The following is a 20,749-nucleotide window of genomic DNA, read 5'->3' on the forward strand; positions in this document are numbered from 1 at the left end:
CTTCATAGCCATATTTTGCTTCAATATACTCTCTGATCACATTTTTATATTCAACTGCAACATGATCATTTCCAATTCCAATTTTCATTTTCTACTCCTCTATCTCAATAATAATATCATTATTACTTTTATTTCCTAAATTACATTTGATTTGTGCATATTGAGCAGTATTTGTCACTACCATCAAGACTGTTGGATCGTAACCAGCTTCTCTAATTGCATCAAAATCAACCTTTAGTAAAATATCGCCACGTACAACCGTATCACCTTGTTTCTTCATTGAGATAAAATGTTTACCGTTTAATTCAACAGTATCAATTCCAACATGAATCAATAATTCTACACCTTTATCCGTCTTAATTCCAACCGCATGTTTTGTAGGAAAAAAACTTACAATTTGACCACCGATTGGGGCAGTTATTTGTTTCTCTGATGCTATGATGCCTACTCCTTTTCCCAATGCTTCACTATTAAATACTTGATCATTTGTATCTTTGATATCAATTACTTTTCCAGCTACTGGTGCACTAATACGATATGGTTCAACTTCTACTTTTTTCTTCCATTTATTAAATAATCCCATTATTTTCACCTATTTATTAACACTTGCCATTCTAAAATATGTATAAGGTCGCCCTTTAATTGAAATACTCAATTGGTGAATATTCTCTGGTGAAGTACATCCCGAAAAGCCACCATCACCAATAGCATGAATATCAGCACCAGTTTCTTTCATCTTTAACGCAATCAAGCGTACCGTATCTGGGTCAGCCCCTTCAACTGAACTATTCAAAAAGCTCATTGCCAGAGTGCCTGGTTTATAACTATGAATGTATTCAACTAGTTCCCGAATCATCGTGACACTGATGCCTGCTCTACTTCCTGGGGCTGGTAAATCAATACAATCAGCTCCCACATCAATCAATTCTTTAATTATCTCTTTAGCATCTCGATTAGCCAGAGGATCTCCGAGCACCTTTTCGTTTATACCATCTTCCCATTTTCCAGCAAAGACGAATAATTGATCACCATACTTTTCCTTGATCCATTTAGTACAAGCAATTACGTCATTAATTGAAGTTCCACTACCAGGATTACCACCCAAAACAATAAAATCAACTCCCATGTCAACACATTTTTGAACATGTTCAGGTGTACAAAGCATTCCTTCACGGCGATATAAAGCTTTTTTACCACCGTCTTCAAATCCCGCTTTGGGACAACCTAAATAAATCCCAAGTGGCCTTTTACAACGTTGCCTTAAGGTTTGGTAAGATAATCCTTGAAGTCCTTTATTATTTTCCATATTATCTAAATCCATTGTATTAAGCATAACCATATCAGCACCAAAAGCAAACATCACCTCAGAATTAGTTATTCCTCTAACTAATCCTTCACCAGCAAATAATAAATGCTGTCCCATGATTACCCGCCCTTCTGATTTAAAAATTGATTCTTTCAATTCCATCGGTGTCATTTTTTCAAAATCACTGCCTGAAGCACTAATTAGTCTAATTACATCGCTCATTTTATAGTCCTCTCAATTCTTTAATTATTTCTTGATAACTCTTCTCTTTACCAAATAAAGCACTCGTTCCTAAGATAAAACCTTCTACCCCAATACTTGACAGCATAGCAATCCGCTCCGGCGAACATGCCCCATCAATCATCACTTTATAGCCAAATTCTTCTTTTTTGGCACAAAATTGTTTAAATTTATCATCAACAAAATTTAAATACTTTTGACCAGCAAAACCTGGATTAACACTCATTACCATCACATAATCGACAAGCGATAATGTTTCTTTTACACTTTCATAAGATGTCCCAGGATTTACTACGATTCCAGCTTGCGCTCCAGCATCTTTGATCATTTGCAAAGTTCTAGTTATATGCACATCACTTTCAGGATGGACATATATAATCTTTACCCCTAATTGTGCAAATTTTTTTACATATGCCCCAGGATTTACTACCATCAGATGAACATCACAAGGTTTATTTGCTGTTTTGCAAATATATTCAATATCTTGCAGTCCCATTCCAAAATTTGGAACAAAACTCCCATCCATTACATCAAGGTGAAAAATATCAATTCCACTTTCCTCTAATTTTCTTATTTCATTTTCAAGATTACCAAAATTAGCACACATCATTGATGGACATAATAGTTTTTTCATATTTTTTCTCCCCTAAATGTTTCTTAATCATTACTGCGATCGTATCCAAATAGATAAGTCAAAACAGCTGAAGCGACAAATGCAAATACCATTGCAATACAAAATCCTACAAATCCTTCACCAAAAAATAATGGGAATGATAAAACTCCAACTGGTCCCCCCGCTAAAGCTGCAGCATTAACAAATCCAGCAATCCCACCAGAAACTGCTGCACATCCAACTGCAATATAGAAAGGCTTTTTATATTTCAAATTGACCCCGTAAATAGCCGGTTCTGTAATTGAGAAGAATCCAGTTACTGCTGCTGACATTGCATTTTGTCGAATTTGTGAATTTTTTGATTTTAAAGCAACACCTAAAGCTGCACCTGCTTGTGCCCAGTTACTTGGACCAGTCACGGCATTGATAGTATTTCTTCCATACATTGCTAAATTTATTTGTCCAAGTGGAACAATTCCCCAATGTAAATCAAAAACTACTAATACCTGCCATAATCCACCTAAAAGAATTCCACAAATAGTTGGATTTAAATTATAGATCCATGTATAGCCTTCACCGATAAATGATTGTAAATAACTTGTTACTGGACCAATGATCATAAACATTAATGGCACTGTAATCAATAAAGTAATTAATGGCGTTAAAACATTTCGAGCTACTGCATGAATATATTTAGTACACAATTTTTCTAATTTTGACATGAAATATATTGTTACAATAATTGGAACAACAGAAGAACCATAACCTTGAGCTGGGAATAATACATCAAACCCAAACATTTTCATCCCTGTTTCACCTTGAACCAATCCTTGAATCGTTGGACTCACTAAAGCCAAACTAATTGCTACTGCAATATATGGATTACATTTAAATTTTTTAGCTGACGTATAAGCTAAATAAATTGGTAAAAACGAATATACTGCATTATATACTTCATTTAAAACAATGTATAAACCACTTTCAGCAGACATTCCTAAAATGCTAGTAGCAAACATCAATAAAGCCCTAATCATCCCGGCTCCAATCAATGCCGGTAAAATTGGAGTAAAAATTCCTGTAACTAATTCAATTACTTGATCAATAAATTTTCCTTTTACCTTTAAATCATCTTTTTCCACTACATCAATTTCTTTTCCTGAAATCCCTGTCAATGCTTCGATTGCATCAAAAGCTTGGGCAACCTCATTACCGATTATAACCTGGAATTGTCCCCCGCTCTCTACTACATTAATAACTCCCTCAATTTTAACAACTTTGTCTTTTGAAGCTTTTCCTTGATCTTTTAATTTAAATCTTAACCGTGTTGCACAATGAGTTAAAGAAGCAATATTTGCTTTACCACCGATATGCTCAATAATTTGAGCTGCCATCTTATTAAAATCCATAAACCCTTTCCTTAGCCAGAATGATCTCTATTCTACTATTTTCCTCTCTTATAGTTTAGATGCAATTTTCTTGCATTTATTTGCGTAAACGTTTAACCTAACTGGTAAAAAAATAACGGCGCCATCACTTTAAGTAAACGTTTACCTAGATTAAAAATACCATACAAATAGGTAAATGTCAACATTTTTACGTAAACGTTTACGTAAAAATTAATAAAACCTGCTAATATTTACATTCATAGCCTATTCATGTATAATTTATATAATCTTAACAAGCAAGGAGATAACATGGATAATCATAAAAAAAAACTATCAATTAAAGATATTGCTGCAATTTCTGGAGTTAGCATTGCAACTGTTTCCAGAGTATTAAATAATAAAGGCGGATATTCAAAAGAAACAGAAGAAAAAATTAATGCTTTAGCTAAATCATATGGCTATGTTTCTAATATGAATGCCAAAAGTCTTAGAGAATCGAAATCACAGACGATTGGTTTAATCGTTCCAGACATCAGCAATGATTTTTTTGCGACTCTAGCATTACATATTGAAAATTATTCAGCAAAACATAACTACTCTGTTTTTATTTGTAATAGTGCAAATAATGTTCAAAAAGAAAAAGATTATTTTAAAAGTTTAGCAAGCAAGTGTGTCGACGGCATTATTTGTATCAGTGGTTTAAATAAATTAACAGAAGACATCATTTATAATGACATTCCCATTGTATGTATAGATCGCTATCCTGAAAATAATAAAACTATTCCTCGAATTTCTAGTGATGATATTCATGCAGCTTTTTTAGCCACTGAACATTTGATCAAAAAAGGCTGTAGAGATATTGTTTTTATTTCTAGTTTCACCGCTGATTATGAGAAAAAAGAGCGTTATTTAGGATATAAAAAAGCTTTAGATACTTACGGTATTCCACTTGATAAAAATTATATCTTACAAACTCAAGGAAAAGAACCAAGCCAAATTGAAGCTGAAATATTAATAACAGACTTTTTAAAAACACAGCGCAGGATTGATGGTATTTTTGCTTCTAGTGATTTAGCTGCCTTAGGAGCCTTGTATGCACTAAAACGAGCAAATCTTAAAGTTCCCGAACAAGTCAAATTAATCGGATTTGATAATACTTTATATTCACGGTTACCTACCCCCTCAATTTCAACAATTGAAAGGAATCCAAAGATGCTTGCTGAAAAGGGCTGTGAAGTTCTATTGAATATGATTCAAGGAAAAGACATTGGTTCGATCGATACAATTGTTCCTGTTGTCTTAGTAGAACGAGAGTCAAGTAAATAAAAACCTCCGCATCAATGATCAATCTTTTCAAAGGAGCAATGAAATAATTAAGTTTCATCAGCTCTAAATACAAGATTGTACCACTAAGCGCAGGTTTTTTAGTTATTCAGCATAATTTTGATTTCCTTGTTGAAATAACTTTTTTTGTTGATAGTTATGGTAATTTGCAAACAATAATTCCGTTAATGCAAAAAACATTGTTGGTGAAGTATATGCTGTTTCGAAAACAATAGGAAAATCACCAAAAAAGATATAAATTGGTTCATCAGCCAGCAAAGATAAACTGTTAGCATTTATCCTAGTAATCGAGATTGTTTTGCTTCCTACTGTCTTGGCCACCTTAGCAATTCTAATTACCGATTCACTTTCTCCCGTCAAAGAAATAATAATCAATAAATCATCCGCAGTGATTGCTCGTGCTAACATATTAATTTCACTATCACCATTAACTAATGTCATAATAATTCCTAATTTCAAAAATTGGCGCGACAATTCTTTTGCCACTGATCTTTGAATCGTCCCACTAGAAACTACAAAAATACGTTTAGCATGATCAATCATACGACAACAGGTATTGTAATCACGATTTTGTAATTCTCTAATCATTTTAGCGTGATTTTCAAATAATGCATAAATATTTACTGTCTTGCCTAATCCTACATCGGCAAGGGTCTGTTCATTGCGCAAGTAATATTTTAGCTCTGCAAATCCCTCTAACCCAATTTTTTTAGAAAAACGTAATATCGTTGTCCTTGAAACATTACATTTTTTTCCTAAATCTTCAATTGTGATTTTTGTGCATACTTCACGATGATTATTAATATAATTCCATATATATAAATCACTTTCATTCAAATCATCAAAATGAAGATTTACTAATTCGTTTAATTGCATCTTTTCATCCGTCCTTTATTATTTAAGTATAACAAAAAAATTTTTTGCAATAAATGATAAAATAGCGAAGTTAAAAACTTCGCTATTACTACAACAAAATTCAAATAAAGAGATATAGTAAGGGAGTGTTATTATTTGAATTCAGGCCAAAATGCTTTATTAGCTTCAATAAGGTCATCTAGAATCACTTTAGCTAAATCCGTATCAACTACTGTACGATTTAATACTAACGCCTGTAATAATTTCAATTTATTACATTCTAAGAATCCATCAACTGTTAATTTTTCATATGCATATTGATTTTCTAACAAACCTTTATAGAAAGTATCTACTGGATCCATAGCTAGTGGTTCAACACCATTTGCCCCAACCCGACAAGCTACTTCTACCATCATCTCACTATCTAAATTTGGAATACATCCTCTATTTTTAGTAATAATTAAGAAAATATCGTTTGTATTATTAGCTATTGATGTTGCTAAATCAACAATGTAAGTAGCATGAACACCGCGATTAGGATCTAATTCATATTTAGTTCCCTTTAAAGCGCCTAGTTTAATTACTTCTTTCATCATATTATAAGTATCTTTTTCTTTACCATCCATTACTTCATTTGCACGAGTGTAATTAGGATCTGATTCTTCAACAACATGACGAGGATATAAATAATATTTTAAATATGTATTTGGTAAATATTCAGGAAAATCCTTGACCATTGTTGACATAAAATTATAAGTATCTACCCATGATTTTTCGCGAACATGTTCATCTTCTGAACCTTTTTTAAAAATTTCTCCAGCCATTAGTTGCTCCCGAACAGAAGGCATTAAATCTGCTCCCGTCTTCTTATCATATAAATGAGTAAACCATCCAAAATGGTTTAGTCCAAAATATCGTGGTTCAAAATCTTTACGTTGACATCCTAATAATTTTGCATAAGCATCCATAATTGCAATTGGCATATCACAAATGTTTAAGATACGATAATCATCAGGGAAAATTCGTTTTGTTGCTTCCGCTACAATTGCTGCTGGATTTGAATAATTTAAAATCCATGCTTCTGGAGAATGTTTACGAATTTGTTTAACTAACTCAATAATTGCAGGGACACTGCGTAATCCATAGGCAAAACCACCTGCCCCACATGTTTCCTGACCAACACATCCATGTGCTAATGGGATTTTTTCATCCTTTTCACGCATTGGCAAACGTCCCGCTCTAATTTGCATTAAAGCAAAATCTACATCTTTAAAAGCAACATCAGGATCAGTAGTGTAAATAAATTCTTCCAATTCAGGATAATATTCCCTCATTAAAATTTCACCATATTGTCCCATGATTTCTTGCCGTTCAGCTTCATTATCATATAGAACTACTCGCTTTAAAGGAAATACATCTTTTTTACTTGCAAGCATGGCCATTAAATCTGGATTTCGGTGACTACCACCACCAACAATTACTACATTATATTTTTTCATCTCAAATACCTTCTTTCTATGACTTTACTTTAGCACTTGCTTTAAGGTCTCACAATACTTTCAAAGCTAATCGTGCAAAGACCATATACTTAGGTATTCTTCACAAAAAAGCGTGACTTTTCACAAAAAAAGATCTAGCAATACTAGATCTTAAAGATTAACAATAAATACTTTTCCATTATATGTGATTCTAACTGATTTCTCCCCATTTGCAACAGCATCACTAACTTCAAAAACAAAATGAATCATCCCACTTTGACCCGGAGTCAATACAGTAGTGCTGGCACTAGCTAAATTACTACGATCATCTTTTTCATAAAATGAATTTGCTGGATATTCATTACTATCTTTATCAACCAATTTAGCTACAGCAATATTAGATGCTGTGATGTCACTTTCTGAAATATTTTTTATCGAAGTAGTCAAAACAACAAAACTATTTCCATCATTTTGAACTTGATAATAAGTATATAAACCAACCGGATTAGCAGGCTCCAGCTTTTTTGTAATATTTACTGCTTGTAAAGCAATTTCACCGCGACCATCTAATACAATCGTATCATTTAAATTCTTACTTTCATAATTTTTAGCAATATCCGTTAATTTAAAACTCATATTCGCTTCTTTAGGATTTTCTTCATCAACAGTAGTAAGCTTAAATTCTATATTATTTTTTAACAAACTTGGTTTAACTTCGGCATAAAAATGCACTTTATTAGTCCCCTCAGCAACTAAACTTCCACCTTGACTAATTGTTTTTCCATCTTCACTTACCATTGCTGTTGAAGCGACATAATCAGTTTTATCAATAACAAATGTTCCCTTCAACGTACTAGATAGCTTCATTTCCTTTTTTTGTAGATTAGTCATATACATAGTCACATCAATTAATACATTTGTTGACTTAGATGGTTTATAGTATGTATAAAAACTTCCAATTACATCAGGGGTAATTTGCTGTGGTCTACTAATCGTTTCAATTTTATATGAAACTAAATCATCAAACTTATTTTCTTTTCCCATTTCAATTTTTGCCGGCTCATTCTCTTTACTCCCACCACTACACGCAGTAAGACCTAAAACCATCAAAAATACTAATAAAATTTTACTCAATCTTTTCATTATATCGACTTCCTCCCTTTAATACCTTAATTGTACTTTATTGAATTGACTTATTCAACCGCATCATTCCATCAATAAAAAAAGCATTGATATATTCAATACTTTTTTCACCCCTTAAATTTAATTATACTATAAATTATATAAAAATAAATAAAAACAACAACATTTGAAAGATGCTTGAAAAATCATCTTTTTAGGTATATATTTGAAGTAGATAAAAGGAAGAGTTCTAAAAAAACATAATAATAAAAAATTAGAACAGGAGCCTTTTAAAGAAACGTTAAAACAACATGATAATATAAGGCAAAGTAATAGAAGATGCGTAGATGAAAAGTGAAATTAAAAAGTTGTTGAAAACGTTTCGAAAATCAAAAGAATTGTGGCTGAGTAAACCACAATTCTTTTTTTATTTGAAATCTTCTTATTAACATTACTAATAATAAGTGTTACTATTAAACTAAACGTAAGGGGGTGCAAACAATGATCAAAGACGACTTTTTAACTCTAACTGCTCAAAAATTTATCAATACATATTTCACTAGCAGAAATTTTGATCAAGTCAAGAATATGTTTGCTCCAGAAGGCTCATGGCTAGGGGCTAGTAATAATACTATGGCAAACAACCTTAAACAATTTGATCAATACTTTAAAGAGGGGTGTAACGAGGGTTATGTTCCTGAAATTACCTTTCAAGATTGTTATGTTATCTACAACGACGATAATATTGGAATCGTTTATTGTAATTATCATTTACATATCGAAAGCAAAGGAGCCCTTTTTGATATGGATCAACGGGTAACGATTGTTTTAAAACAATTTAATACTACACTTAAAATTATTCATGTTCATGCCTCGACCCCCAATGATGCAATTAGTCAAGAAGAATTCTATACCAATGAAATTGCTAAACTCGGATATAAAGAGTTACAACAAGCTTTAAAGAAAAAAAATGAACAAATTGAAATGATTATCAGAACAACCGCCGGGGGAATGAAAGGTAGTCTTGATGATGAATTTTATACTTACTTTTATGTTAATGAAGAGCTCTGTAAAATGCTTGGTTATACTTATGATGAATTCATGGAAATGAGTCATGGTACTGCTGTTGGCGCAGTCTATCCACCTGATTTACCTGCTGCTTTAGCAGATTGTAAACGATGTTTTGCCATCGGACCAGAATACAAAACAGAATATCGGATTCGAAAAAAAGACGGAAGTTTATTATGGGTAATGGATAGCGGACGTAAAGTTACAGATGAAAACGGTCAAGTAGTAATAAATAGTATCATTACTGATATCTCTGAACTTAAAGAAATGGTCAATCGTTTAAAAATTGATCAAGAACGCTATGAAATTGTATCTCAGTTATCTGATGATATTATTTTTGAATATGATGTTGAAAATAATTCACTAGTATACCAACAGCTACAAGCTGATACTCCAGTCAAAAATATATTGACTAATTTTTTGACAGTTGATTTAAAAAATACTCATTTATATCATGGTGATATCGAACGCTTTAAAAAGGATTTGAAGATAATTTTATCAAATCAAGTTTCTAATGAATTATATAAATTGGAATATCGTTTTGCAATCGTACCACAAAGTTATACTTGGTACCGTCTAACTTTTCGACGGATATTTGATAATGATAATAAATTAACTAAAGTTGTCGGCAAAGTTGTTGATATTTCCTCAGAATTACGATTAAAACACCAGTCAATAACAGATCCCCTAACCGGAACATATAACCGTTTATATATTACTAGCGCGATTCAAGAATATTGTCATATCTTAAAAAATAATCTTTCCTATGCTTGTATCTTAATTGACATTGATTATTTTAAAAAAATCAATGATACTTATGGTCATATCATCGGTGATCGTTTTCTAATTGAAATTGTAAAAATAATTAAGTGTTTCTTTCGAGCAAGTGATTTAATTGGAAGAATTGGTGGTGATGAATTTTTAATCTTTATCAAAGATATATATGATAAAGAGATCGTCCGCGAAAAGGCAAATGCTTTAATTAAAAAAATTCATGAATATGTCACTGCCAATAACTATCCTAAAGAAATTAGTATTTCTATGGGAATTCATATCGATAATCGACCAGAGATATCTTTTACTGAATTATATAATAAAGTTGATATTGCTCTATATAATGCTAAACACAATGGACGAGATCGTTATGTCTATTACCATGAAGGTATGACTTATCCTAAATAATTGTTAAAGACCATATAAAATGAAGCGCCCCTAAAAGCTCGACATAGCCAACTAAAAGGGGTTGCTTCAAGATTTACATAGTCTTTAATTATCATTATTACTTTTGTTTTCTTCTCATATTCTAACTCACTTGACCTTCTTTATAAGTTAAGCGTTTTAGTTTTAATTTGATCACAAAAATATTTATCATGTTCAACAAATAATACTGTCGGTTTAAATATTAGCAATAATTCCTGAACCTGCATTCGCGTAAAAATATCTAAATAATTTAATGGTTCATCTAAAATAAATAAATGAGCTTCTTGGCATAACACTCCCGCTAACATTACTTTTTTCTTTTGACCTTTACTATAAGTACTAATCTCCTGAGTAAATAGTTCGCGAGAAAAATCTAATTTTCTTAAAATAGCTTTAAACAAACTTAAATCAATATCAAGACTATTTGCATAATCATCCAGCTTTCCTTTTAAATGACTATCATCTTGACTTAGATACGCTATTTTTAGATTATTTCCAATATTTACCTTTCCTTGATAATTATTACTTTCTTTCATAATAATTTTAATTATACTTGTCTTCCCTGAACCATTTTTTCCAGCAAGATTAAGTCGATCTCCCTGATTAATATCAAAACTTAAATTTTCAACAATAATATGTTTATCATAACTAATCGTAACATGATTAAAATAACATAGTTGCTGTTTTGAGTATTCAAGTGGAAAGATCTTTAATTTTTCGATTGTTTCAATATTTTTTAATAAATCACTTTTTTCTTCGATTGCTTTACTTTGACGTCGTTCAATATTTTTAGAGCGTTGCATCATTTTAGCTGCTTTATGACCAACATAACCTTTATCTGGTTTTAAACCAGCAACCTTTACACTTTTAGTAGCTTCCACTTTATTTGACCAATCTTCATTTTGACGAGCTGCCTTTTTCAAACGCCCAATATCTTTTTTTAACTGCTCATTCTTTTCTATTTCCCTCTTATCATTATTCATTTTCAAATCATACCAAAGGGAAAAATTCCCTTTTATCACTTCGATACTATTACGATTTATAGCTAAGACATGATCTATACAACGATCTAAAAAATCACGATCATGGCTTACCAATATAAAACTTTTCTTTCGTTTCAAATATTTACTTAGTAAAAGTCGACCGTGATAATCCAAATGATTTGTTGGTTCATCAATTAAAATAAAATCATGAGGCTTGCAAAAAAGAATGGCCAATAATACTTTAGTTTGTTGTCCTTTTGATAAGGTAGCGAAATTTTGTTCTAAAACCTCATTTTCCACATCAAGTAATGATAATTCTCTTTGTAATTCCCATAATTCAAATTCACCAAGAATATTCTCAACAATTTTTAAAGTCCTAATATTTTCATTTTCAATATGATACGGAAAATAGTCAAAGATATAATTAGGGGTAATATAGCCCCGATATTCATATTTAGACATCAATAATTCTAACAACGTAGTCTTCCCTTTACCATTTCGACCAATCAATCCAAGTTTCCAATTTGTATCAATTTGAAAACTAACATTATCAAATACCTTTTCAATCTGATTATCATATTTAAACGATAAATTCTTTACGTCTAATAAACCCATTTCCATTCCTCCTAACAATATAAAAAGCTACAAGAAAATATACACTCGTAGCTTAAATAGAATCTTAGAATCGGATTTAGTTAAAAGGATATATTTTCTCGCGCACAAAAACAGTAACTCAAAGTATACTGTTATTAAATTTTAGCAAGAAAATTTATACATCCTTCCACCTCGTTTCTATATAATCATATCAAATTTATTTGATAATACAAGGCTTTTATTGATACTTACTATCAATCATATCAATAAAACATTCTAAAGCACCAATCTCATCATTAAAATAATATAAACTTAAGATATCTTGTTTTGAATAATGATTTTTAATGAATCGATAAAAAACATCCCGCTTGTATGGAGGTAATAAATTTATATCCAAATGCTGCTCATCAACAAATTTTTCTACTTGTTCCATCATTAAATCATATTCATCAATCAAACAATCCTGCCCATAATTTCGTGCCATGTATTCAGCATAACCTAAAAATAGTTGTTTAAACCTTTCACCATCAATATTTTTAATATATTCCTTTAAACACATGACCAATAATTGTATATCTTTTTCTGACATCTTATCACCAATTAAATTATTAACAAGAAAAGCATCTTTTATTATAGATGCTTAAATAATCGATTGTTTTTTTATGACAAGATTTGTTTTTAAAGAATCTTTACAAATCAGTTGTAAACCAATTAAAATATACTCACTTAAATTAGTTACTTTTTTTATCTTAGGAAGATATTTAGCCGGAACCATCTGTTTCAATGTTTCATCTAAATCACTAGCACGCTCAAGATTAGTACAACTAATAGCTACGATTTCGGGATTTACGATCGCGGTTAAACAAATTACAATCTTACTCAACAATTCAATCGTTCCGTGGGGAGACTGAAGCAATTTCAATTGATCATCTTGACTCAAGGGTAAATATTGTATCTCACCAGCACAATTAGTTTTACCTGTTACAAGTTGACCGTTAATTACTGTTCCAACACCACCATACCCTTCACCTGGTTGAAATAACAGACAGACATTTTCATAATTTTTTTCTGCTAGATAAAAACCAATTACTGCTGTATTTACATCATTACCCAATATGATCACTTGACTATATTTATTGGTTAGTAATGAATATAAATCAATATCATTAAAATTTGTTAATCCAGTTGAAGTAACTCGCCCATCATTAATAATCCCTGGCATACTTATTCCAATAACTTTTATATTATCAAACTTAGCTAAAACGATGTTAATAATATCATAAATATCATTAACTTTAACTTCCTTTTTGATTACTTCATCACTAAAAACTATTTCATCTGCCAGATTATAAACCCGATAAATCAAGTGTACCCGCCGGTATTCTTTATTAACCGAAATCGTTAGCATCCGAGAATAATCGCTATTCAAAGAATAAACAACACTCTTTCTTCCTCCCGTCGATTCTAACTCACCATCTTTTAATACTTCATTACTTGCCAGCAATTCCTTTAAAATATTTGTAATTGTAGCTAAACTTAGCCCAGTCGCTAAAGCTAATTGATTTTTAGTACAAGTTTCTTGCTCCATAAAAATATCCATGACTTTATCCCGATTTATTTGTCGTAGATTTTTAGTATTACTGATATTCATAGGTTATTTTTCCTCCTTGTTTTGATACCAATCATAAATGATTTTTAATGCTCCTGAATAATCATTTGTTGCAAAAATGCGTGTTGGTATCGTTACTACCTCTTTATCTGGCAAACGTCGCTTAGCTTGTGGCAGCATATAAGCAACTTGCGGTGCAATTAAAATAATATCATAATCATTAGCAATCTCAAATAAGCGTGAATATCCTGTTGCAAAAATCTCATATGATAGATTTTCCAATTTTGCCAGCTCTTGCATTTTACTTGCAAATAAAGTTGTTGTCAGACCACCGCTACAGCATAATAAAACTCTTATTTGCGGCCGATTAGTTGCTTCTAATGCACAATTAATCATTTCTTTAAACAACTCCACTGCATGATTAAAATGTGTTAATTGAAAATGAAGATAAAAGATTTTTTCCTTTGTTTGACGATCATTTAACTCTTCCTCAAAAATTCCCTTGCCATAATAAATTATTTTCCCAATTACTATTTCATTACTGATGATGATCGTATTATTATCATTGTCATCAACTTTGATATTTAAACTATAATGATTGTTTTGCATTAATATCCATTTTAAATAAATCGATGCATTGATTCCCTGCAAGAACTCATCCATTATGAGCACCTCCCCTAACTTATGACAAGTATTGTCATAAGTATTATAATATATTTTGTATCCGTTTACAATCAATCTATTAAGTTAATAAAACAGGCACTAATTTTGTTAATAAAACTAGCGCCTCTGAACAATACTGCTATTTGCTTAATTCTTCAATTTGATGGTTTAAATAATTATTACAGTTAAAAATTCTTTAACAACTATCATTTTTTGCTCATCTTGTCATTTTAAAAAAGTTATATCACGTTCAATATACTTTTGATGTCGTGCCTGCTGCTCTAAAAATAAATGTTCTCTGGCAGCTGTAAGTTTAAAATATATCTCTTTTTTATTATTATCATTTTGATATGTTGTTATTAAATTATTAGAAACTAATTTTTTGATAATTTTACTAATTCCCCACGAGTCATTTTTAGGTGTTCTGCTATTTTTGTAATGTTAGGCCCATCAAGAATTCCAATTGCATCAAGACAATGAATTACTGAATAACCATAACCTTGCAAACTGCTACTTTGGGTTAGCTTTGATAATATATCTTGTTTTTCGTATAGTTCAGTAAATAAATCGAGAATCACTTGCATTTTAATCTACCTTGGCAACTACCCGACATGGCAAGCCTGTCATTTCACTAAATTTCATCGGATAAGTATTTATAGTAAACTCATTTTGCATTAATAAACTTTCTAGATTATCTAAATTTTCAACAACAAATGCATTATGATCAGCACAATATTGATCCATCGGCGTATGTTCTTTACCGCGACGAATCCCAGCACAATCAATTCCAATAATACTAACTTTCTTATCTAACAATTTTTCAATCAGATTATTTGATAATTGAGGGTGGGCTTGAAAATATTCTTTAGTACCATATCCTGCCTTTTCTAAAAATCCTGTATAAAAAATCACAAAATCACCAGATCTAATTTTTTCCAAATCAATCACTTCAATTTCATCAATACCTCGGACATCAAAAATAACTCCATTTCTTTCTAAATAAGATAATGGAAACTCTTTGTTCATCACATCAAAATGAGTGCCTAAATGCCCAAAATTAGCTTTACTTTCATTTCCTTTAGCATCCTGAGTTAGTTTTGGAGTAACTTCTAAAGTTAAATCAATAAACATATTCTTCCTCCTTATATTGTTTCTTTGGAAACAATTCTACAGCATATTTACAACCTTTTTGTCATTCTTGATTAGATCACGTTTATTCTTACCATCAAGTACTAATCTAAAAACAACAAACTTACATTCTTTCGTACTACAATTAATCAATGTATGAATACTATCTTTAACTAATATTAAATCATTTGGCTGAACTCTTTGCCGCATTCTCTTATCATTATCTAAATAGTGGATTTCTATCTCTCCTTCAATAATTAAGATTACTTCCTCGATAGCTTGATGAAAATGCCATACTTGTTCAGTTTGCGGTGGTAAACTGTTTAAGTGAACTTCATACTCGTCAAACAAATAATAGGCAACATGAGTTCCATCTTTTTTATTTACGATGATTGCATCATCAGGCTTTTTAATTATTAGTCCCATTGTTTTATCATATACCTTTCTTTGGTTTTAAATCCTAGTTTTTGATATAGTGCGATTGCATCTTTTGAAGAATTCAAGCAAATCATTCCACATTTACCTTGTCCTTTTGTTAATAAGTCACTAACAATTCTACTAGCAATACCTTGATGACGATATTTTTCATCTACCCATATATTTGTTAACTGCCCCATAATTCCTGAAGGATTTTCATTTGATGGCATTAAGGAATATAAGTATAATGTTCCTGAAGCAGCCAATAATTCATTATCAAATCCTAATAATGTAAAACAGGTACCATTGATAATACCTGTTTTGTAGAAATCACGAATCTTGTTAATTGTCTGTGGTAAGATTTCCTGATTAGAAAACAGTCTTAAATCACGTATCCTTAACTCCACTAAAAAATCTAAATCATTTATATCAGCATAACGAAAATTTAACATTATTATCACTCACTTTCACTATTATTCATTATATCATGAAAGCTTTACTTCTGATATTCCTTTAACAATAATCTTAATTATCATTTTCTTTTTCTATTTCTTTTATCTTAGCATTATATTTTTTAGCTTCATTTCGATTATAAAAATAAAAACCCGTCCAAATACTTGTAAAGATAATAATTGCCATTAATATAAAAGTGATAACATAGCCGATATTGCTAATTGGCATCCATCCCAATTTATATGCTATTAATAAATATCCACCCAGCCCAATCGTAAAATGAAAAGCTATTTGTTTTCTTAAACTTAAACTTTCAATTTTATAAACATATGAAGTCGAACCACAACAAACTCCAACTACCATTGCTCCTACTGCATGCATGACAAAATTTTCCATCAAAGGTTCTAAAAACGTGCTGCCAATCACTGTATAACCAATTAGATTTATTACTACCAAAAACGTACATCCCCAAGCAATCCCACCAAAAAAATAACTCACTAAATCTTTAAAGCGCATTCTCTACACCCCCAATCTTTCTTTAAACAGTTTTCGATAACTACGGGTTATGATTTCTTCAAGACCATTCTTCATAACTATTTCCATCGTTCCATTAAAAGATGCTTCAACATGATTAATACGCTTAATATTGATGATTGCAAATTTTGATATACGTACAAAATCTTTTCCTAATTGTTCTTGTACTTCATAGAGCGGTTTATTTAAAACATAGCGTTCTTTTTTCAAATCATATAATGCTAATTCTCGCCCTTCAGTACGAATCAGCTCAATTTTTACTGGATCGATTATATAGATCTTACCATTGTTTTGAGCCGTAAAAATCATTTCTTCACACTCTTTTTCCAAAATTGTAATCGCAGCTTGAAGCGATGGTGTCAGCTTAGCTACATTTATCACTGCCCAAGGCTCTTGACAATTAGGATCAATCTTTAATTCAACTTTCATGCTTTTCACACCTTTCTTTAATACATCTATTATATCATAATCATTTATTAGCTTCGTGCATTTTACCTTTCTATTTGGTAACTTGAAAGTTAATAACTACACGATAAACATTAATTCTCTGCATATCTATACCATAAAAAAACAGCACCATAAAGTGCTGTTCTCTATTCTTGAGCATTGGAGTTATCAAGATATTGGTCATCATATTCCATAATATGATTTTCATAATCAATTTCATCTTGATCTTTAATTTCTTTATCTCTGCGTTTCACTTAGCAGCTCACCTCATTACTAGTATGCGCATTAAAGCATAATTAAATCCAACAAATAAGAACTTAAGGTTGCAATCGTAGAACCCATAATTATTATCCCCGTAATAACCGTTAAAATTCCTTTACCACTAAAATTCATTTCTTTGTTTTCCATAATCTTTCCCTCCATCATTAGTATCTATTTATTCATCTTTTTATATCAATATTTTTTAAGTGTCTTTATAAGACACTTTTAATATACATCCATTCCATTATTTTGTCAACAAAAAGTATCTTTTTTCGACACTTTTGTTAATTAATGATTGCACAACTAGTTATTTAATAGTAAAATTAAGACACAAGGAGTGAATACAAATGACCGGTGAACGAATAAAAAAATTACGTAAAGAAAAAGGCTTAACTCAAGAGCAATTAGGTAACTTACTTGGGGTTAAAAAATCAGCCATCGCAAAATATGAAAACAATCGAGTTGAGAATTTAAAAAAGGACACGATTCAAAAACTATCTGAAATTTTTGATGTTCCTGCTTCATACTTTTTAGGAATTGACGAGAGCAATCAACCTATTATTACTGATTCAATTACTATTCCTTTATACAGTGATATTAGTTGTGGAACTGGTCTTTTTGTTGATGACAATGTTGATGAATATATATCCTTACCTGAAACATTACTTTCACCCAGTAAAGAATATTTTTGTCAATATGCCGATGGTGACAGCATGATCAATGAAAATATCAATCAAGGTGATTTAATTGTATTTGAAAAAAGTAATCAAATTAGAAATGGTGAGGTTGGCTGCTTTACAATCGATGATAATGTTGCTACATGTAAAAAATTCTACCGTGATGATAATAATCACTGCATTATATTACAACCAGCTAATCCTGAATATACACCCATTGTAATAAATCAAGAAAGTCAAGCCGGCTTTAGAGTAATAGGTAAACTAACTTTAGTTATTAATAAAAGGTAGTTTACCTTTTTTCGTGTAAAAAAAAAGCCTAGCAATACTAGGCAAGATCCAATACTTCTTTAATTTTAATTAAGACTCCCTGTTCATCATTGGATCTAGTTGTACCATAAGCAATCTCCTTAATTGGCAGAACTGCATTATCCATGGCATAACCATATTTCACTTGCTGTAATAACTCATAATCATTCATTTGATCCCCAAAAGCCATACATTCATCAGGTTCTATTTCATAGATTGCTTGTAAAAAACGCATTCCAACACCTTTGTTAATATCACGATTATGAATATCCATCCACATATTTCCTGCTGTTACAACCTTAACTGCGACTGGTAAATGCGGCTCCAATGCTTGCAAATATTTTTCTATCTGTTCTTCTGGATCATTAATAGAAATCTTCATGATTTCATCATCGATATGATCGAATGAATCAACAAATTGATAATTACAATAATGTAATCTCACCAATGATTCAAAATGCTTATCACGGCTTAAGACATAAGCCCCTTTCCGACCACACATGATCATAAATAAATTATCATATGGGGCTAATGCTGTTTTGATCAATTCAACATTATCGTGTGTAATTGTATTACAATACAATTCTGTCGCTCCCTCTGCGATGTAACAACCATTTTCAGCAATAAAATACATTTGTTCACTTAATGGTAAAAATTTTTGATATAATCGATAATACTGATTACCACTAGCAATTACAAATTTGATTCCCTTTTCCTTTAGTTTATAAAATATATCAATAAATTCCGGATCAAAACGTTTATCTGAATCCAAAAATGTTCCATCCATATCTGTTGCAATTAATTTTATCATCATAGCCTCCTTATCAGGATGTAGTATAGCATAATCTCTATTTAGATAAAAGAAAAAGGTGCCAAAATATAGTGATCATTTCTAGTTGCTCACTCAACTTTTAAAGTTCACTACAAATAGCACCCTCTTATTTAACTACTTCACCATCCCAATCAATGATTCCACCAAAATCAATAACATTTTCATAACCAAGTTTAATCAATTTGTTTGCAGCCTGACGACTTCTACTTCCACTGCGACAATATACTAATATTTCTTGTGATTTATCTGGTAACTCTGCAATTTCTTTATTAGAAATTAATTCATTGGGAATACAGATAGCATTTTTTATATGCCCGGTCTTATATTCATCTACTGTTCTTACATCAATAATGATAATATTACTTTCTTCATCCATAATCTTTTGAGCTTCACTCGCCGAAATCCTTTGATAAGCAGTTTCTTGGCGATGATTACGATACACTAATAAAACAATAATAATGATAACTAAAATACCAATAATTAATTGCATCTGTCTTTTATTCACTCTCAATCTCTCTTAACATTCGCTCAGCATCATCTGCTGCTTTAACCTTTGTAAATGCCTTTTCTATAATACCTTCTTCATTAATTAAATATGTAGTTCGCACTACACCCATAACCATTCGACCATACATGTTTTTTTCTTTCCAAACATCATAAGCTTGTAAAACATCTAATTCTGGATTAGCTAATAAAATAAATGGAAGCTGATATTTTTCTTCAAATTTTTTATGTGATACAACCGTATCTTTACTAATCCCAATAATTATTGTGTCTTTTTCTTTGAATCGAGGATAGTTTTGAGCATATCCACAAGCTTGTTTAGTGCAGCCTGGCGTATTATCTTTACTATAAAAATATAAAATTATTTTCTTTCCAACAAAATTACTCAATGAAACACTGTCACCATTTTGATCTAATAAGGTAAAATCTGGAGCAATACTTCCCACTTCTAACATCTTTTATTTCTCTCCTTTATTTTTCTCTAATAAATAGCATACCTATTTTTGATACCAAATGCAAATATTATGACTTATAAATATTATACGATTATATCAACATTTTATACTATTTATCATCAGTTATCCGAGCATTCTTTCACCACTGATTTTTAAACTTCTTAAACCACTCATTTTTCTTTAATAAAAAGAAAAAGTGGAATCCTCCACCATTTCTTTTATAAATCACAAATTCCTTTATTTTCTCCATAAACACTATACCAGTCTTGATT

Annotated in this window: 24 protein-coding genes; 3 read left to right on the plus strand and 21 right to left on the minus strand. The window is 30.9% G+C overall.

Features of this window, described 5'->3' with window-relative positions; genetic code table 11:
* Positions 1-91: 91 nt before the first annotated feature.
* The 4 genes from KTF99_RS15760 to KTF99_RS15775 are packed head-to-tail and all read right to left on the minus strand — an operon-like array spanning position 92 to position 3,565.
* Positions 92-583, minus strand: coding sequence for a PTS sugar transporter subunit IIA (locus tag KTF99_RS15760; RefSeq protein ID WP_008791261.1), 492 nt, complete (start codon positions 581-583; stop codon positions 92-94).
* 9 nt (positions 584-592) lie between these two features.
* Entirely contained in the window at positions 593-1,528 is a 936-nt protein-coding gene (locus KTF99_RS15765; RefSeq protein WP_217215639.1) for a DUF7916 family protein, read from the minus strand.
* Position 1,529: 1 nt separating this feature from the next.
* Positions 1,530-2,180 (minus strand): ribulose-phosphate 3-epimerase, encoded by a 651-nt coding sequence (locus KTF99_RS15770; protein WP_003536000.1) that lies wholly within the window; start codon positions 2,178-2,180, stop codon positions 1,530-1,532.
* A gap of 23 nt (positions 2,181-2,203) precedes the next feature.
* A complete protein-coding gene (locus KTF99_RS15775) occupies positions 2,204-3,565 on the minus strand; it encodes a PTS transporter subunit EIIC (RefSeq protein WP_217215640.1) in 1,362 nt (453 codons plus the stop codon).
* 288 nt (positions 3,566-3,853) lie between these two features.
* Between KTF99_RS15775 and KTF99_RS15780 the strand changes: the two genes are divergently transcribed.
* Positions 3,854-4,870, plus strand: a complete 1,017-nt coding sequence (locus tag KTF99_RS15780; protein ID WP_008791259.1) for a LacI family DNA-binding transcriptional regulator — start codon at positions 3,854-3,856, stop codon at positions 4,868-4,870.
* Positions 4,871-4,972: 102 nt separating this feature from the next.
* Here the strand turns inward: KTF99_RS15780 and KTF99_RS15785 are convergent, their stop codons facing one another.
* The 3 genes from KTF99_RS15785 to KTF99_RS15795 form a co-directional block, all read right to left on the minus strand.
* Positions 4,973-5,764, minus strand: a complete 792-nt coding sequence (locus tag KTF99_RS15785) for a MurR/RpiR family transcriptional regulator (protein WP_003535997.1) — start codon at positions 5,762-5,764, stop codon at positions 4,973-4,975.
* A gap of 131 nt (positions 5,765-5,895) precedes the next feature.
* Positions 5,896-7,242, minus strand: a complete 1,347-nt coding sequence (locus KTF99_RS15790) for a 6-phospho-alpha-glucosidase (protein WP_008791257.1) — start codon at positions 7,240-7,242, stop codon at positions 5,896-5,898.
* A gap of 150 nt (positions 7,243-7,392) precedes the next feature.
* A complete protein-coding gene (locus tag KTF99_RS15795) occupies positions 7,393-8,364 on the minus strand; it encodes a DUF4352 domain-containing protein (protein ID WP_029480764.1) in 972 nt (323 codons plus the stop codon).
* 480 nt (positions 8,365-8,844) lie between these two features.
* On the opposite strand from KTF99_RS15795, the gene KTF99_RS15800 reads away from it, so the two are divergent.
* A complete protein-coding gene (locus KTF99_RS15800) occupies positions 8,845-10,593 on the plus strand; it encodes a diguanylate cyclase domain-containing protein (RefSeq protein ID WP_217215641.1) in 1,749 nt (582 codons plus the stop codon).
* A 140-nt stretch (positions 10,594-10,733) separates the two neighbouring features.
* Here KTF99_RS15800 and abc-f read toward each other — a convergent pair whose 3' ends face one another.
* From abc-f to KTF99_RS17470, 11 genes are all read right to left on the minus strand, one after another.
* Positions 10,734-12,209: a ribosomal protection-like ABC-F family protein gene (abc-f, locus tag KTF99_RS15805; RefSeq protein ID WP_020994238.1), complete on the minus strand. Its 1,476-nt coding sequence runs from the start codon at positions 12,207-12,209 to the stop codon at positions 10,734-10,736.
* 217 nt (positions 12,210-12,426) lie between these two features.
* Entirely contained in the window at positions 12,427-12,777 is a 351-nt protein-coding gene (locus tag KTF99_RS15810; protein ID WP_003535988.1) for a hypothetical protein, read from the minus strand.
* 51 nt (positions 12,778-12,828) lie between these two features.
* The gene (locus KTF99_RS15815) at positions 12,829-13,839 is read right to left on the minus strand and encodes an ROK family protein (protein ID WP_003535986.1); all 1,011 of its coding nucleotides are present in this window, start codon (positions 13,837-13,839) and stop codon (positions 12,829-12,831) included.
* Between the two features lie 3 nt (positions 13,840-13,842).
* Complete coding sequence (locus KTF99_RS15820; RefSeq protein WP_003535984.1) at positions 13,843-14,460, minus strand: PTS sugar transporter subunit IIB; 618 nt, start codon at positions 14,458-14,460, stop codon at positions 13,843-13,845.
* A gap of 374 nt (positions 14,461-14,834) precedes the next feature.
* Complete coding sequence (locus KTF99_RS15825; RefSeq protein WP_003535982.1) at positions 14,835-15,044, minus strand: hypothetical protein; 210 nt, start codon at positions 15,042-15,044, stop codon at positions 14,835-14,837.
* A 1-nt stretch (position 15,045) separates the two neighbouring features.
* Positions 15,046-15,591 carry a cyclase family protein gene (locus KTF99_RS15830; protein ID WP_003535980.1) on the minus strand — a complete coding sequence of 182 codons (546 nt, stop codon included), beginning with the start codon at positions 15,589-15,591 and terminating at the stop codon, positions 15,046-15,048.
* Positions 15,592-15,627: 36 nt separating this feature from the next.
* Positions 15,628-16,014, minus strand: a complete 387-nt coding sequence (locus KTF99_RS15835; protein WP_029480768.1) for a cupin domain-containing protein — start codon at positions 16,012-16,014, stop codon at positions 15,628-15,630.
* Positions 16,005-16,457 (minus strand): GNAT family N-acetyltransferase, encoded by a 453-nt coding sequence (locus tag KTF99_RS15840; RefSeq protein ID WP_008791253.1) that lies wholly within the window; start codon positions 16,455-16,457, stop codon positions 16,005-16,007. Before KTF99_RS15840 ends, KTF99_RS15835 begins: the two co-directional genes overlap by 10 nt.
* A 73-nt stretch (positions 16,458-16,530) precedes the next feature.
* Positions 16,531-16,974 (minus strand): DUF3021 domain-containing protein, encoded by a 444-nt coding sequence (locus KTF99_RS15845; RefSeq protein ID WP_003535973.1) that lies wholly within the window; start codon positions 16,972-16,974, stop codon positions 16,531-16,533.
* Between the two features lie 3 nt (positions 16,975-16,977).
* Positions 16,978-17,421, minus strand: a complete 444-nt coding sequence (locus KTF99_RS15850; protein WP_003535972.1) for a LytTR family DNA-binding domain-containing protein — start codon at positions 17,419-17,421, stop codon at positions 16,978-16,980.
* 303 nt (positions 17,422-17,724) lie between these two features.
* On the minus strand, positions 17,725-17,847 hold the full coding sequence (locus KTF99_RS17470; RefSeq protein ID WP_008791252.1) for a hypothetical protein: 123 nt from the start codon (positions 17,845-17,847) through the stop codon (positions 17,725-17,727).
* A 200-nt stretch (positions 17,848-18,047) separates the two neighbouring features.
* Here KTF99_RS17470 and KTF99_RS15855 point away from each other — a divergent pair, with 200 nt between their 5' ends.
* A complete protein-coding gene (locus tag KTF99_RS15855; protein WP_003535968.1) occupies positions 18,048-18,668 on the plus strand; it encodes a LexA family protein in 621 nt (206 codons plus the stop codon).
* 37 nt (positions 18,669-18,705) lie between these two features.
* Here the strand turns inward: KTF99_RS15855 and KTF99_RS15860 are convergent, their stop codons facing one another.
* From KTF99_RS15860 to bcp, 3 genes are all read right to left on the minus strand, one after another.
* On the minus strand, positions 18,706-19,497 hold the full coding sequence (locus tag KTF99_RS15860; RefSeq protein WP_003535965.1) for a Cof-type HAD-IIB family hydrolase: 792 nt from the start codon (positions 19,495-19,497) through the stop codon (positions 18,706-18,708).
* Positions 19,498-19,624: 127 nt separating this feature from the next.
* Positions 19,625-20,023: a rhodanese-like domain-containing protein gene (locus KTF99_RS15865; RefSeq protein ID WP_003535963.1), complete on the minus strand. Its 399-nt coding sequence runs from the start codon at positions 20,021-20,023 to the stop codon at positions 19,625-19,627.
* Positions 20,016-20,477, minus strand: coding sequence for a thioredoxin-dependent thiol peroxidase (gene bcp / locus KTF99_RS15870; protein ID WP_003535961.1), 462 nt, complete (start codon positions 20,475-20,477; stop codon positions 20,016-20,018). Before bcp ends, KTF99_RS15865 begins: the two co-directional genes overlap by 8 nt.
* Between the last annotated feature and the right edge of the window lie 272 nt (positions 20,478-20,749).

It is taken from the genome of Erysipelatoclostridium sp. MSK.7.34 (assembly GCF_019041935.1).
Lineage (GTDB): Bacteria > Bacillota_I > Bacilli_A > Erysipelotrichales > Coprobacillaceae > Thomasclavelia > Thomasclavelia ramosa.